Origin of the sequence: Chitinophaga pollutisoli, assembly GCF_038396755.1 — a bacterium.
Lineage (GTDB): Bacteria > Bacteroidota > Bacteroidia > Chitinophagales > Chitinophagaceae > Chitinophaga > Chitinophaga pollutisoli.
Window position 1 is genome coordinate 2900371 of sequence record NZ_CP149822.1, and the last position, 15938, is coordinate 2916308.

Genomic DNA, 15938 nt, shown 5'->3' on the forward strand with positions numbered 1-15938 from the left:
TTATGGAATTTTCTTGCAACATATTAAACTACACTATTTCTGTTCCATCATCCTGTTACGGCGGGTATACCCTGCCGGCAGCTTAGTGGCCGGACTCGTCGGGCGAAACCGGAACCGTCTGCGGAATGAAATCTTTTCCGTCTTTGCTGTAATCGTAAGCCCAGCGGTGAACTTCCGGAATCTCACCAGGCCAGTTGCCGTGACCGGGATTGATCGGTGTAGTCCACTCCAGGGTGGTCGCGTTCCACGGGTTAGGCGTGGTCAGCTTGCGGCCCTTGAAGATACTGTAGAAGAAGTTGAATACAAACAGCAGCTGCGTTGCGAACACGATGATCACCACAAAGCTGATGAAAGTGTTCAGTTCAGCGAACTGGTTGAAAGACGCCCAGTTGCTGTAGTCGAAGTAACGACGCGGCATACCGGCCATACCTTCGTAGTGCATCGGCCAGAAGATGAGGTAAGCACCGATCAGTGTAATCCAGAAGTGGATAAAGCCGATGGTTTGGTTCATATAACGGCCGTACATTTTCGGGAACCAGTGGTAAATACCTGCGAACATACCGAAGAATGCGGATACCCCCATTACGATGTGGAAGTGGGCGATTACGAAATAAGTATCGTGCAGGTGGATGTCGATGGCGGAGTTACCCAACCAGATACCTGTCAGACCACCGGAGATGAATGTGCTCACGAAACCGATGGAGAACAGGGACGCCGGCGTGAAGCGGATATTACCTCGCCAGATCGTCGTGATCCAGTTAAATACTTTAATGGCCGAGGGTACCGCAATCAGCAGCGTCAACAGTACGAAGAACGCGCCGAGGAAGGGGTTCAGGCCAGTCACGAACATGTGGTGCGCCCATACCAGGAACGCCAGCAGCGTGATCGCGAACATGGAACCCACCATCGCGAGGTAACCGAAGATCGGCTTGCGGGAATTCACCGCCAGCACTTCAGATACCATACCCATCGCGGGAAGGATGATGATATATACTTCAGGGTGACCCAGGAACCAGAACAAGTGCTGGTAAAGGATCGCGGAACCACCTTCGTTAGGCAGCACCTTGCCTGCAACAAACAGCTCGCTCAGGTAGAAGCTGGTGCCACCGTGACGGTCGAACAGCAGCAGCACGAAACCGGACAGCAGAACCGGGAATGAAAGCACACCCAGGATAGCGGTGAAGAGGAAGCTCCATACAGTAAGGGGCATCTTCGTCATGCTCATACCTTTGGTACGCATGTTCAGGATCGTGGAGATATAGTTGAGGCTCCCTAGCAGGGAGGACACTACGAACAATGCCATGCTGATCAGCCAGAGGTCCATACCGATTTTAGAACCGATAGAGGCATCGCCCAGGGCGCTCAGGGGAGGATAGGAAGTCCAGCCGCCGGAAGCAGGGCCTGTCTGAACGAACAGGGAAGACATCATTACAATGCTGGAGATAAAGAAGAACCAGTAGCTCAGCATGTTCATGAAAGGAGAAGCCATGTCGCGGGCGCCAATCTGCAGGGGAATGAGCAGGTTGGAGAAGGTGCCCGAAAGGCCGGCAGTCAATACGAAGAACACCAAGATGGTACCGTGCATCGTCACCAAAGCATAATATGCCTCGGCGGTGATACGGCCGCCTTCAGCCCAGTGGCCCAGAATGGATTCCAGCCAGGGGAAGGTAGCATCCGGATAACCCAGTTGCAGACGGAACAAAACGGAAAAGAACGCACCAATGATGGCCCAGATAATGCCCGTGATCAGGAATTGCTTCGCGATCATCTTGTGGTCCATGCTGAAAATGTACTTCGAGATGAAGGTCTCTTCATGATGGTGGTCATGACCGTGACCGTCATGGCCATTACCATGCCCATGGTCCGCTTCGTGGCCGTGATGGAGAAAATCCTGACTGTGCAAAGTTGCTTCGTTACTCATAATAAGTTCTGTTTATGATCAGCCGGTAAACGGGGCAGGCTTGCCGGCTATTTCCTTTAATTTTTTACGCTCCTAATTTCTCTTGCTCTACGATGTTTTACTTCGTAACCGCCGCTACGGCTTTGGTGGAATCAGCAGGTACAGCAGGTGCTGCAGGCGCCGCTTCTTTCGCAGGTTCAACCTGGGAAAATTGCGTTACCTGTTTGGCCAGCCATGCGTCGTATTCAGCCTGTGTTTCCACGACGATGTTCGCCTTCATGGAATAGTGGCCGCTGCCGCACATCTGGTCGCAAGCCAGCTCATACACGAACTCGGGATTACCGGTCTTCTTACGATACTCGGCAGTAGTAATGGTCGGCGTGAACCACAGCGTGGTCGGGATACCCGGAACCGCGTCCATTTTCAGGCGGAAGTGAGGCAGACCTACGTCATGCACTACGTCGCGGGAACCGATGATCAGTTTCACCGGTTTGCCTACCACTACGTGGAGCTCCGGCGCGATAATATCGTCATGGTTCAGGGGGTCCGCCCAATCCTGACCTACAGGGTTGTTGGAATCATTGGTGAGTTTGAAGTTGCGGCGGCCCAGCTGCCCGTCTTTACCGGGGTAACGAACGATCCAGTTGAACTGCTTGCCTGTCACTTCTACTACCATAGACTCTTTGGGAGCTTCGGAAGTCATGCGCAGCCAGTGGCGGATACCGAAAGCTACGAGAACCGTCAGCACGATGGCCGGGATTACCGTCCAGATTACTTCCAGTTTGTTGTTGTGCGGGAAATAGAAGGCTTTACGACCGTCCTTCTCCTGGTATCTCCAGGCGAAAACGAACAGACCGATCTGGGTCAGTACGAAAACGATCATGGTGATGATGAAGGTAACCTTGATCAGGCTGTCTACGCCTACACCGTGGTCCGACGCGGGATCACCCAGCATGCGGTCCTTCAGCAAATCATGGCACCACCAAACGCCGATCAGTCCCAGCACCAGGAATACGATCATCAGGAAACCGTTGATACGGTTGGACTGCTCGCGCGATTTCTTTTCACCTTTCAGAATGGACACATATTCGCTTGCTTTCGCGATCTGGAAGATCACGACGAATATGAGAACAACTACTATAACTGCTAAATATCCTGACATTGCTATTGAATAATAATTAAGTTATCTAATGCTAAACGTTGTTTGTATTACCATTACGCCACGCATCAGGTGTGGTGTACGATGCTTTCTTTCAGGTACGGATGGTTCTTCGGCGTCAGCGGCGCTTTTGCCAGTTGTTGTGCCGTCAGGTAAATGATCAGCCCTACGAAGCCCAGACCGATACCCAGTTCAAACCAGGGGAAGTGCAGGTGCTTCACAGTTGCCGGCATTACCATCTGGAAGAAATCGAGCCAGTGACCGAAGATGATCAGTCCGCCCATGAAAGCTACCAGCGTATAGTTACGTTTGGAACTACGTTTCATCAGGATCAGCAGCGGGCAGAGGAAGTTGATAACCAGGTTCAGGAAGAACACGGGTCTGAACTCGCCCCAAACGCGCGGCTGGAAGTAAACGGTTTCTTCGGGCATGTTGGCGTACCAGATCAGCATGTACTGGGAGAACCAGAGGTACGTCCAGAATACGCTGAATGCGAACATGAATTTGCCGAGGTCATGCAGGTGCTCTTCGTTCACCATTTCAAGGTAGCCTTTGCTTTTCAGGTAAACGACGAACAGTGCGATGAGCGACAGGCCGGAAACCCAGGTGCTGGCGAATGTGTACCAGCTATACATGGTGGAGAACCAGTGTGCGTCGATGCTCATGAGCCAGATCCACGGTGTGGTGGAACCCATGCTCAGTGCGTATACCACAGCGAAGAGGCCGCACCATACCGTACCTTTCCAGATCAGCGCCTTGCGGCCATCCTGGTCCAGCAGCATGGTATCTTCCGCCAGGGACATTCTCCGCAGTTTGATCGTGAGAATGCTCCAGAGGGCGAGGGTGATAACGGTCATGGTGGATACGAAGCCTGCGTTCAGGAACGGAGACTTGAACTCCAGTATACGGTCGCCTTCGGGGTGGAGCCAGTGGTAAATGTGCCCTTTGTTACCGAAGATGAGGAAGCCCAGTACTACCAGCACGATCACGCTCAGCACAGGCACGGTCATGGAGATGGCTTCAGGCACCCGGCGGAAAGCCATCTGCCAGCCACCGTGCGCCAGGGTGGTCACACAGATGAAAAAGGTGCTGGCCAGCGCCACCATCAGGAAGAAGGTGCTGTTCTGCAACAGCCCTGCCCAGAATCGGGTGGGTCCGTGTTCGCCGTTGAGTGCAAAAATTCCGATCAACAAAGTCAGCAAGCCAATGCCCAAAAGCACGAAGCTGGTCGTTTTTAATCTTGCTGGTACTACAAATTGGTCCTTCATTACTGTTGTATATTAAAATACGAAGTTGAAATGCGATTTAATCTTATTAATGGGCCGCTGCTACCGCAGGTGCCGCCGCTGTTGCCGAATCCGCTGCAGGCGCCGCTGCCGGAGCTGCCTCCGCAGGCGCCTTGCCGCCGTTCTGCATATTCTTGATATAGCCTACCACTTTCCAACGCTGTTCAATGTCCAGCTGGCTGGCGTAGCTGCCCATCACGTTGAACCCGAAAGTAGCAACGTGGAACATACGGCCCTCAGTGTATCCCAGTACCTTGCCGGTCAGGAATGCCGGAGGGGCAGCAGGATACGGCCCGTCGCCGCCTTTGTACAGCGGACCGTTACCGTCCAGCTTGGTGCCGTGGCAAACGCCGCAGTAAATATCATACAGGCGCTTCCCTTCTTCCAGACCGGCTTTGTCCAGCACCAGGGGGTTAGCCACCAGGTTCGCCTGCGCAGTGTCTTCCGCTTTGAGGTGATACGGCAGCATCGCGCCGCGCTTCACCGTACCTTCCACCGGCTTCATGCTCGCAAGGCGGGCGCTGTAGAACTCGTATGCACGGGATTCGTACATATCGGGCGCATAAATCTTGCCGGGATTTCTATGGTGCGGCCCCTTGTTCCCGCAGGATGCCAGGAAGGCGCCCCCTGCTAAGGCTGCTACAATCAGTATGTTGGAAGTCCTTTTCATCCGATATTTATTGTCTTTTCAGTTGTCCGACAGATACCTTCCGGCTCCGTCCTCCTTTATAATGTCAATAACTGATCTATCTATTCCTTTCGCGGTAATAATTATTTCGCGAAAACCTTGTCTTCCCTGTCGAAGCGACCCAGCCACCAGCCGGCTTCAGCCGTCTGCTCGTTGATCTCCTTCGCTCCCACGCTGCTCAGGAAGCCTTTCACCTCCTCCGCATTCGTCTTCTCGCTCACCTCGATCGCCATTACGAACAGGTCATCGGTCTGACGGGGGTGGAAGATGTGCTTCTTCACGAAAGGAGCCATCTGGCACAGGTACATGAATGTCATCACCATCCCTACCGCCGAAAACAGTACCGTCAACTCGAAAGTGATGGGAATGAATGCCGGTAAAGGAAAGTGCGGCTTACCACCGATGTTCATCGGCCAGTCGGTCGTAAATACCCAGCTCATAAAAGAGAGCGCGGTCGTCGTACCGGTAATGGCATAAATGAAGCCGGCCGTGTGCAGGCTCGTCTCTCTCAGGCCCATCGCATGATCCAGACCATGCACCGGGAACGGGGTGTACACATCATGTATTTTGTAACCGGCCTGGCGTACTTTCTTTACCGCCGGAAACAACACCGCCTCATCATCAAAACTGCCTACTACAAATTTCTTAACAGCCATATGGATAATTATTCTGTATTCCGTTAATCTTGATTCAATTCTTAGTGGTGCGCCGTGTTATCGTGCGCAAATTTCTCAACACTCTGCTCCTCGTACACGTCCATCTTGTCTTTGAAGTTCTTACCCGAAGTTTTCAGGATCGATTTGATCTCCGCAACCGCAATTACCGGGAAGTATTTCGCAAACAGGAAGTAGCAAGTGAAGAACAGGCCGAACGTACCCAGGTAGAAGCCAACTTCAGGCCAGGACGGACGGTAGTAGCTCCAGCTCGAAGGCAGGTAGTCGCGGTACAGCGAAGTACAGATGATCACGAAACGTTCGAACCACATACCGATGTTCACGATGATGGACATGATAAACGTTACCATGATGTTCCTTCTCATCTTACGGAACCAGAACACCTGCGGGGAGATTACGTTGCAGGTCATCATGATCCAGTAAGACCAACCGAGCGGGCCTGCGGCGCGGAACTTGTAGAAGGTGTCGAATTCGTATTGAACGCCGGAGTACCATGCCATGAAGAGCTCGGTCAGGTAGGCGACGCCTACGATGGAACCGGTCAGTACGATCACCTTGTTCATCGCTTCGATGTGGCCCAGGGTGATGTAATCTTCAAGACCGAGTATTTTACGGGTGATGATCAGCAGTGTTTGTACCATCGCGAAGCCGGAGAAGATCGCACCCGCAACGAAGTAGGGCGGGAAGATCGTGGTGTGCCAGCCAGGGATCACGGAGGTAGCAAAGTCGAAAGATACGATGGTGTGTACCGAAAGTACCAGCGGTGTGCTCAAACCGGCGAGTACCAGGGAGAGCGACTCGTGGCGCTGCCAGTGCTTGGTGGAACCGGTCCAGCCGAAGGAAGCCACACCATACAGCATTTTGCGGAGCTTGGTTTTGGCGCGGTCTCGCACCGTTGCGAAATCGGGGAGCAGGCCGGAGTACCAGAACAGCAATGAAACGGTAAAGTAAGTGGAGATCGCGAACACGTCCCACAACAGGGGCGAGTTAAAGTTCACCCACAGCGGGCCACGGGTGTTCGGATAAGGAAGTACAAAGAAAGCCATCCATACACGGCCCATGTGCCAGATCGGGAACTGTCCCGCGCACATTACCGCAAAGATGGTCATCGCTTCCGCCGCACGGTTCACGCCTGTACGCCAACCCTGGCGGAACAGGAGAAGAATGGCGGAGATCAGGGTACCGGCGTGGCCGATACCTACCCACCATACGAAGTTGGTAATGTCCCAACCCCAACCGATGGTTTTGTTCAGGTTCCACACACCTGTACCGAAGTAAACCTCCCAGAATACGGAGAATACACCGAACAGCAGCAGGGCAATGGAGATGAATAAGCCTATATACCACAGTTTACCAGGCTTCGCTTCAATAGGACTGATAATGTCCTCCGTTACCTGGTGATAATCCTTAACCCCATCTACTAAAGGTTCTCTCAGTGTGGATTCGTACTTCAAATGCATAGTATTTCGAGCTTTGCTCGCCCCGGATTGCTCCGGGGCTATGATGTTTCAAAACTTAAAACAGATTCTTAACTAGTTCTATTCTTCTTGTTCCTTCCCCTTTCGGGCGGGAACGCTATCATTAGTGATGAGCTTTCTCTTCAGCTTTCGCACCGTGGCCTGCCGCTACCGGGGCTGCATCCTTGTTACGGATCTTCGCCAGGTAGTTGATGGAGGGCAGTACATGCGTTTCTTCGAGTACGTAGTACAGGCGGTCTGTCTGCTCTTCGTTACGAACCTTGGAGATGCGGCTGTCCTTGTCATTCACGTTACCGAATACGATAGCACCGGTAGAACATGCCTGCTGACAAGCCGTTTTGGCTTCGCCGTCACGCATCGGGCGGCCTTCTTTCTTCGCATGGAGTTTCGCATCCTGCAGGCGCTGCACGCAGAAGGAGCATTTCTCCATCGTACCACGGGAACGAACAACAACATCCGGGTTCAGCACCATACGTGTCAGCGCGTCGTTCATATCCGCCGTGTCGTGCAGGTTGCCTTCGAAGCTGTCGGCACCGTTCCAGTCTCTCCAGTTGAAGCGACGAACTTTATACGGACAGTTGTTGGCACAGTAACGGGTACCGATGCAACGGTTGTATGCCATCTGGTTGATACCTTCGGAAGAGTGGTTGGTAGCGGCTACCGGACAAACGTTCTCGCAGGGCGCGTTGTCGCAGTGCTGGCAGAGCATCGGCTGGAACACCACCTCAGGGTTGTTCTCGTCGCCGGCGAAGTAGCGGTCGATACGCAGCCAGTGCATTTCGTGCGCCAGTACCACTTGCTCTTTACCTACTACAGACACGTTGTTTTCAGCCGTACAAGCCACCACGCAGGCGCCGCAACCGAAGCAGGAGTTCAGGTCGATGGACATGCCCCACTTGATGCCGGGATATTCGAACTTGGTGCCGCCCGTGTAGAGGGTAGCGTCGTTACGGAAGTCACCGCTCATGTTGCCTTCCTTGGTATAGGCTTCGAACAGGTGCTGACGGTCGTGGTTTACCTCTTTCGGGTTCTTGATGAACTCTTCGAGGGTGGTTTCTTTGATGATCGGACGGCCTTCGTAGCTGTTGTGCGTCTGGGTCAGACCTACAGCATATTTGGCGCCGGTGGCTTCTGCTTTCGCTTCAGAAACGAAGTAGTCGAAAGTCTGGCCGTTGAAGGATACGAACGGATAAGCGTTTGCACCTACTTCGCCGGCAGCCTTGCCGATGAATTCTTTTTTGCCGCGGCCGTAACCTACTGCGATGGCGATCGTATCTTCCTGGATACCGGGAACGATCAGCAGGGGCAGTTCAACGGTTTTGCCTTTGGCGGTGATTTTCAGTACTTTTTTCTCGGCGTTGATTTCGTAATCGTCGCCCAGTTCCATATTGAAAGTCTTGGCAAGCTTGTTGGATACGCAGGCGTAGTTGTCCCACGTTGAGCGCGTGATCGGGTCGGGCATTTCCTGGAGCCAGGGGTTATTGGCTTCCTTACCGTTACCGATGGCCACTTTCTCATATACTACCAGTTCGAGGCCGGAAGCTTTGGGAGCGCCGATCTTCGAAGCAGCGGCGGCAACGTCGGCCGCGAAGGATGCACCGCCGATAGCGGGAGCTGTGGCGGGCTCGATGATACCATCCTGGAGCGCTTTGTCCCAGGCCGCCTGGGAACCCAGGCGCGTGATCCATTCGTTCTTCAGGTAGTCTACCCATGCGGTGGTGTTGCCGCTCCAGGTCAGCAGGGCGTCCTGGAAGGCGCGGGTTTTGAACAGGGGGGCGATGGTGGGCTGGATAAAGCCGTAGTAACCGCTCTTCGGTTCCGCATCACCCCAGCTTTCGAGGTAGTGGTGGTCGGGCAGAATGTATTTGCAGAGCTCGGTGGTTTCGTCGTAACGGTCGTTGAAAGAGATCGATACGCCAGCTTTCGCTACACCGGCTTTGAATTTCTCTGCGTCGAAATAATCATATGCGGGGTTCACGCCGTAAACGATCAGGGCGCCGATTGAACCTGCGTTCAGATCGGATACCAGCTGCTGCATGTCGGCGTCGATACCTTGCTTGTAGTTAACGGTGGAAGCCCAGTCGATGGTAGAACCGTTGGAGCCCGCCAGGTTGTTGATGGCGTTTACCAGGATCTGTACGTTCACGTCGTTGGAGCCGGATACCACGAGCGATTTGCCGGGGTTGGCCTGGATGGCTTTGGCGGCTTTCGCGATACCTTCTTTCAAACGGGTGTTAGCGATAGCCGGGGCGGAAACTGCACCGCCGAGAGCGGCCAGCAGGGCCTGGGCTACCACACCTGCTTCAGAGGGGCGGTGGGTGAAGCGCTCGTCGGCATTGGCGCCGGTGAGGCTCATCATGCTCTCGAAATGGATGTGCTTGCTCATCTCGGGGTTCTTCGGGTTGATCTTGCGACCTTCACCGTACTGCACCGAGAATTCGGAAGGGTTCAGCCAGGTACCGAGGAAGTCGGCGCCGAGGCTCACCACTACTTTCGCATTTTCGAAATGGTAAGAGGGGATGGCGCGCTTACCGTAGGATGCCTCGTTGGCGAGGAGCATACCGGAGTAAGAAACGGCATCGTATGTTACGTGACGGCTGCCGGGATATTTCGCCAGGAATTCGCCGATCAGTTTTTTGGTAGAGGGGCTGATGATGGTCGAGGTGAGCAGTGCCACGGATTTGCCGGAAATGGCGGCCGCGATCTGCTTGTCCAGCTCGGCATATTGCAGTTCCTGGATGCGCTTGGCCAGTTCTGTTTCCTTGTTCTTGTTGTTGATACCGGGGAAACGGAGACGGGCCACGTCATATAAAGAAAGAACGGAAGCTTGTACGCGGGCAGTGGTGGAGCCTTTGGTGATGGCCGACATCTCGTTGCCTTCTACCTTGATAGGGCGGCCCTCACGGGTTTTCACCACCAGGGGTACGTACTCACCGTCTACTGTATAAGCGGAAGCATAATAGTTGGGAACACCGGGGGTAATGTCTTCCGGTTTGTTTACGTAGGGGATAGCCTTTTTAACCGGGATATCGCAGCTGGCCGCAATGGTAGCCGCGGCAGTGGTGAACCCGAGGTATTTCAGGAAGTCCCGGCGAGGGGTGGATGCACCCAGGAAACTTTCACTCTCTTCGAAGGGCAAATCTTCCCTGAATTCGTTTTTCACAGTCTCCTGATGCGAAGTGGTATTGTGCAACTCCTCCAAGCCTTTCCAATACTTTTTTTGCTCCATGTGATTATTTATATCGCGTTACGATTTGAAAAATTTGTCTGATCTGATTGTCTGATCTGTTGATTAGTAGTGGCATTTCTGACACTCGGTGCCGCCCAGCATTTCTACAGTCACGCTGTCTACTTTGCCTTCTTTCACGTCGTTATGCAGCTTTTCGAAGATGCTGTAGTAGTTATTCTCGGCAAACTGCACTTTCGTGGTACGGTGGCAGTTTACGCACCAGCCCATAGACAGGTCGGCGAACTGTTTTACCTCATCCATGTCCTGGATATCGCCGTGGCAGGTCTGGCACTGTACCTTGCCTGCGCTCACGTGTTGGGAGTGGTTGAAGTAAACGTGGTCGGGCAGGCTGTGGATTTTCTTCCATTCGATCGGCTGGCCCGGCTTGGTGTAACGACCGGCGTCCTTATCCCAGCCTACATGATCGAACAGTTTCTGGATCTCAGCGGTACCGTTCACTTTCTTGCCTTCAGCCGTGTACAGGTCCGGACCGGTATACTCGGTAACAGCCTTGTGGCAGTTCATACACACGTTCTCCGAAGGGATCATGGCGTGCTTGCTCTTTTCAGCGGAAGAGTGGCAGTAAAGACAGTTGATCTGATTGATGCCCGCGTGCACTTTGTGGGAGTAGAAGATCGGTTGCTCCGGCATGTAGCCATCCTGACGGCCCAGGTTGATAGCACCCTGGATGGTGTAGTAACCGCCAACGATAAAGAGCACCAGAATGCAAAGGGCGATGTAAACTTTGTTTTTGTAGAAAGGAACCGGCTCCTGGGTGGCATGGCCTTCTTTCTCGGAAGCCAGCTTGTTCAGGTTGCTGTTGATCTGCATGAGGATCACCGCAACGATCGCGAGGATCAGGGTGATGATGCCGAAAAGCAGACTGTTGTTACCTGAATCTTTACCTGCGGCCGCTCCTGCTGCGGCACCGGCATCAGCCTTGGGTGTCGCGGCTTTAGTCTCTTCCTGCTTGATGTATGCCAGCATGTTGTCGATGTCGGCATCAGTCAGCGCGGGGAAAGCGGTCATCGGCAGTTTATTATACGCGTTGAACAGGTCAACAGCATACTTGTCGCCGGAGGCAATTACGGAAGCGGAGTTGCGGATCCACTTGTGAAGCAGCGCCTTATCAGCCCATCTGTCTTCAACACCTGCCAGCGCAGGACCTGTCAGTTTTTTGTGCACATTGTGACATGAAGCACAATTCTGCTGAAATAGCGTCTTACCTGCACCAGGATCTGCTGCCTGCGCGACGGAGATGGAACTAACCAACCCTGCGCATAGGATAAGAACACTCACAAATTGCTTACGCAAACGAATGGAAACACGACGATACACAGCCTATTTAGTTTAGATTTGACCTAAGGTTTCTTAAAAGTGCCAGCAAAAATAAGACAGAATGTTGACAATTTACCAACAATCGAAAAAAAATTGTCCTTGTTTTGAAAGCAGTTTTTATATAACATCCGCGAAACACCCTTCCGCCGAAATTATTTCCTGTAGCTAGTTTCAACCGTTTTACCTCGCCTCGCCGGCTATACGCCCAACGCAATTCCTGACAAAAATCATATTCCCTCACGAAGGATAAACGCTGTTGACTGTAATACTATTTTTGCATGGAGTTTTCAACCAGACTATCGGATAGTGCCTCGCTTTTTGGTTCCTTACCGGGTAAAGTAATGCCTCATCGTACAACAAGATACGTATAAAGAAGGTTGTATGGCCATGATTTTGCGCATTCTCACCGTGTGAAGCTCGTCATTTTCACCCCATGACCCGGGCTTGTCCTTAAAATTATGGAAATTTACTGTTACCGGAAATGGTTATCTGCCTATTTTTGCACCTTAATTTATATACAAGCGTGAAAAACATCGCCATTTTCGCCTCCGGCGCCGGCTCAAACGCCAAAAAGATCATCGATCACCTCAAAGGCAACCCCACCATCCAGGTGGCCGCCATCGTTTCCAACAAACCCGACGCCGGCGTCCTCAAAATCGCTGCCGACGAAAACATACCCTCCTATATTATAGATAAAGAAAACTTCTTCCGGGGAGATAATTATGTTAAACTGATGAAGGACCTCCGCATCGACCTCATCGTCCTCGCCGGTTTCCTCTGGAAAGTGCCCGACAACCTCGTCCAGGCCTTCCCCGACAAAATCATTAACATCCACCCCGCCCTCCTGCCCAAATACGGCGGCAAAGGCATGTACGGCCACTTCGTCCACGAAGCCGTCATCGCCGCCAAAGACCCCGAAAGCGGCATTACCATCCACTTCGTCAACGAAAAATACGATGACGGCGCCACCATCCTCCAGGAAAAATGCGCCATCACCCCCGACGATACGCCGGACACCCTCGCAAAAAAGGTGCAGGCTCTCGAACACCAATGGTTCCCCGTTATTGTGGAACGATTATTGACCTGATTACGGCAGGCGGGCGACCTACACCCGCCGCCCCCACACCTAACCCGGCAAGACGTATGAAAAGAATCTTTACCATTCTTCTCCTCGCAACAGCAGCACATTCCGCCCTCGCGCAGGAAGAACCATTCCGCAAAAAAACCTACATCAAAGTCAATCCGACCACCATCATCAACGAGCTCGACCTCTACCTCGAGCAGGACCTTTCCGAAACCCTCAGCCTCGAAATCGGCATCTCCGGCATCTACACCGATTACCCCGACTACGTATTCTTTAAAAGAATCAACATCGGTAAAGAAAATCCCGGCATCTCTACCGAACAATTCGTGGAAGGCCGCGGCATCGGCGTAAGAGCAGGCCTCAAATGGTACCTCGTCCGCCAAAACACCGCCATCCGCGCCGGCGGCACCTACTTCGAACCCCTCCTGTTCTTCAAAAAAGTCTTCTACCCAAATGAAAAGGTCACGCTCAATGGCGCGACCTACGAAAATTCCGGAGATAAAAATGTGTACGGCCTCCAGTTCCTCCTCGGCAGGCAGATGCACCGCGGCCGGTTTATCCTCGACCCCTACCTGGGCGTCGGGTTCCGCGCCAAAACGTACACCGCCAACAACTTCCGGGTAGGACCGGCAGACGCCATCGAGCAACACACCGACGAAGCCACCAAGTTCCTTCCCAGCCTCCACCTCGGACTCAAAGTAGGGCTCGGGCTCTGAAAATAATTACTGCCGCGTAAACCGCAGCCCCAGGAATCCGCGGATACCCTGGTTCGGCGCGAACACATAGGTGGGATCGAACGTCAGGTTGTAAGGATCTACCGAGCCGTCCGCATTGAAACCCGGCCGCTTGTCGAACGGGTCATGCGCATGCGCGATGCTGTTTTTCGGCGGCAGGAAATTCAGGATGTTCTTCACTCCGCCATAAATCTCCCATTCCTTCCCCAGCTTCTTCGTTAACTGTACGTTCTGGATACTCCACACCGGCGATTTATCGGGCCGCGGGTCGTTCGGCTGCACCGGCAGCAACATCGGTCCATATATATTACCGGTATAATCCACCGTAAGCCCCGCCCGCCGGAAAGCATAGCTTACCGACCAGGTACCGGTGAACCGCTCTGTCAGCATGGGCCGCGCCCGCACCCCGTTCTCCTTCTGGAAAACCTCCATCATCGTGGCCCCCGCCATGATTTTCAAGGGAAAGGCAAACGCCAAATCGGCATTCAGGCTGAAACCCTTCGATACGGCATACCCGTCGAGATTGTCGTACAATATGGAGTCGGGCCGCGAATAATCCGGCATGATACGGTTCGAGAAGTGCGTATAGAACGCTGTCGCATCCAGCCCCAAAAAGGCGCTTCCCAACGGTATCTTCTTGGTATAATTCAAATTGACGTTCCAGCTGCGCTCCGGCTTCAACTCCGATTCAATCACCACCTCCCGCGCACCGCTCAGCGCCGCATGGTCTTCCGTGAAAATCGACACCACCCTGTACCCCGTGCCCGCATTCAGCCGCAGCACGTTCTTATAGTTGGGCGACCACTTGTACGCCAGCCGCGGCGTGAATATATTGCCGTGCAGGGAGTTGTAATCGTACCGCATCCCCAGTAAAAGGTTATGCGCCGTGGCCAGCTTGATCTCGTCCTGCACGAAAATCCCCGGCAAAAAGGTCCGCTGCGGCTTGTTCACATCCTTCTCTGCCGTCACCACCGTATTATCGTCGTAGAAAGTATACCGGAACGGCAACCCCGCCAGCAGCGTATGCTTCCCGATTTCCTTGTCATACGTCAGCTGCGCGAAGGCGATCGACTGCTTCGCCAGGAACCAGGTGGTGCCGTACACCGAATTCTGGTTATGGTAATTGAACGAGCCCTGCAACATCAGATGCGGCCGGGTCGGCAGTTGGTATTGCCCCAGCACCTCCACACGACTGGTGTAAATGCTTTCGCCGTAAACACTGTCTGTCCCGCGGAACTTCTTTTCCCATTGCGTTTGCCCGCCCCAGCGGTCTTCGTAGAAATATCGCGCCGCCAGGGAAGCGACGCGGTCGTTCTTCCGGTTAAACGACCATTTATTAAATACGCTGATCCGGTGCTGTTGGGTTACGTCGGTGAAACCGTCGCCGTTACGGTCCGCGGGGTCCTGGTAATTGTAATAATTCACCCCCAGCAGCGACTGCGCCCTCGTCCCCGCTTTGAAGCGCCAGCCCAGGTCCGCGTTATATTCCTGCCAGGAAGTCGCCATCACGTCTGCAGAAAAAACCGGGGCAGTCACAGGCGATTTGGTGATGATATTGATCAGGCCCGCCACCGCTTCGGAACCGTAGAGCGTGGAAGCCGGCCCTTTCACTACTTCCACCCGCTCCACGAGGGAGTTGGGGATGCCGGAAAGGCCATACACGGTCGACAAGGCGCTCACGATGGGCATTCCGTCGATCATCACCATGGTGTACGGGCCTTCGAGCCCGTTGATATGGATGTCGCCCGTGTTGCAGACGTTGCAGTTCAACTGCGGACGAACGCCGTTGACGTTCTGCAGCGCGTCGAAAATGCTGGGCGTGGGGTTTTTACGGAAAAAGACGGGGGAATAGACTTCCACGGGCACCGGGCTTTCCATTTTGGTCACCGGCCGCAGGGTGCCGCTCACCACCACTTCACCGAGATTGGAAGCGGAAGGTTCCAGCCTTATCAGTACGGTAGTGGTGCCGGAAGATTTGATAGCAACGTTTTGGGTAGCGGTCAGATAGCCAACTGCGCTCACCATCAGCTCATGTTTCCCGGCGGGTACATTCGGAATGATGAATTGACCGGCTTCATCGGTCACCACGCCGGTTTTGAGATCTTTAAATCCGACGGTAGCGAAAGGGACAGGTGCTTCCCCGGCGGTCACGGTTCCTTTCAACCGGCCCTGGGCGCTGGCTGCCAGCGACGCCACAATAAAAAATATCGTATAAATGGATCGTAGTATTCCAGACATGCGTGTTAGGTCATTTTAATGAGACAAATTTAAAAACAGAATTAACATTTGTCTAAATTATTTTTTAGGCTAACCTAAATAATACTGCTTAGAAAGGAAGCCGCCGCCCGTGAAATTAATCGAGGACACA

Annotated in this window: 11 protein-coding genes; 2 read left to right on the forward strand and 9 right to left on the reverse strand. The window is 53.3% G+C overall.

Annotation, left to right across the window (positions count from 1 at the left end; translation table 11 throughout):
* Positions 1-82: 82 nt before the first annotated feature.
* The 8 genes from WJU16_RS11955 to WJU16_RS11990 all read right to left on the reverse strand — a co-directional run bounded on the left by WJU16_RS11955 (position 83) and on the right by WJU16_RS11990 (position 11752).
* Positions 83-1921, reverse strand: a complete 1839-nt coding sequence (locus WJU16_RS11955; protein ID WP_298711164.1) for a cbb3-type cytochrome c oxidase subunit I — start codon at positions 1919-1921, stop codon at positions 83-85.
* 97 nt (positions 1922-2018) lie between these two features.
* Positions 2019-3062: a cytochrome c oxidase subunit II gene (locus WJU16_RS11960; protein ID WP_341838538.1), complete on the reverse strand. Its 1044-nt coding sequence runs from the start codon at positions 3060-3062 to the stop codon at positions 2019-2021.
* A 65-nt stretch (positions 3063-3127) separates the two neighbouring features.
* Positions 3128-4327, reverse strand: a complete 1200-nt coding sequence (locus WJU16_RS11965) for a quinol:cytochrome C oxidoreductase (RefSeq protein ID WP_341838539.1) — start codon at positions 4325-4327, stop codon at positions 3128-3130.
* Positions 4328-4373: 46 nt separating this feature from the next.
* A complete protein-coding gene (locus tag WJU16_RS11970; RefSeq protein WP_341838540.1) occupies positions 4374-5015 on the reverse strand; it encodes a c-type cytochrome in 642 nt (213 codons plus the stop codon).
* Between the two features lie 101 nt (positions 5016-5116).
* Positions 5117-5689 carry a DUF3341 domain-containing protein gene (locus WJU16_RS11975; protein WP_341838541.1) on the reverse strand — a complete coding sequence of 191 codons (573 nt, stop codon included), beginning with the start codon at positions 5687-5689 and terminating at the stop codon, positions 5117-5119.
* Positions 5690-5730: 41 nt separating this feature from the next.
* Positions 5731-7167, reverse strand: coding sequence for an NrfD/PsrC family molybdoenzyme membrane anchor subunit (nrfD, locus tag WJU16_RS11980; protein WP_341838542.1), 1437 nt, complete (start codon positions 7165-7167; stop codon positions 5731-5733).
* 121 nt (positions 7168-7288) lie between these two features.
* Entirely contained in the window at positions 7289-10414 is a 3126-nt protein-coding gene (locus WJU16_RS11985; protein WP_341838543.1) for a TAT-variant-translocated molybdopterin oxidoreductase, read from the reverse strand.
* A gap of 63 nt (positions 10415-10477) precedes the next feature.
* Entirely contained in the window at positions 10478-11752 is a 1275-nt protein-coding gene (locus tag WJU16_RS11990) for a c-type cytochrome (protein WP_341838544.1), read from the reverse strand.
* 523 nt (positions 11753-12275) lie between these two features.
* On the opposite strand from WJU16_RS11990, the gene purN reads away from it, so the two are divergent.
* Both purN and WJU16_RS12000 read left to right on the forward strand, forming a co-directional pair.
* A complete protein-coding gene (gene purN, locus WJU16_RS11995) occupies positions 12276-12839 on the forward strand; it encodes a phosphoribosylglycinamide formyltransferase (protein WP_341838545.1) in 564 nt (187 codons plus the stop codon).
* 56 nt (positions 12840-12895) lie between these two features.
* Entirely contained in the window at positions 12896-13552 is a 657-nt protein-coding gene (locus WJU16_RS12000; RefSeq protein ID WP_341838546.1) for a hypothetical protein, read from the forward strand.
* Positions 13553-13558: 6 nt separating this feature from the next.
* On the opposite strand, the gene WJU16_RS12005 is transcribed toward WJU16_RS12000, so the two are convergent.
* Positions 13559-15808: a TonB-dependent receptor gene (locus WJU16_RS12005; RefSeq protein ID WP_341838547.1), complete on the reverse strand. Its 2250-nt coding sequence runs from the start codon at positions 15806-15808 to the stop codon at positions 13559-13561.
* Positions 15809-15938 lie beyond the last annotated feature (130 nt).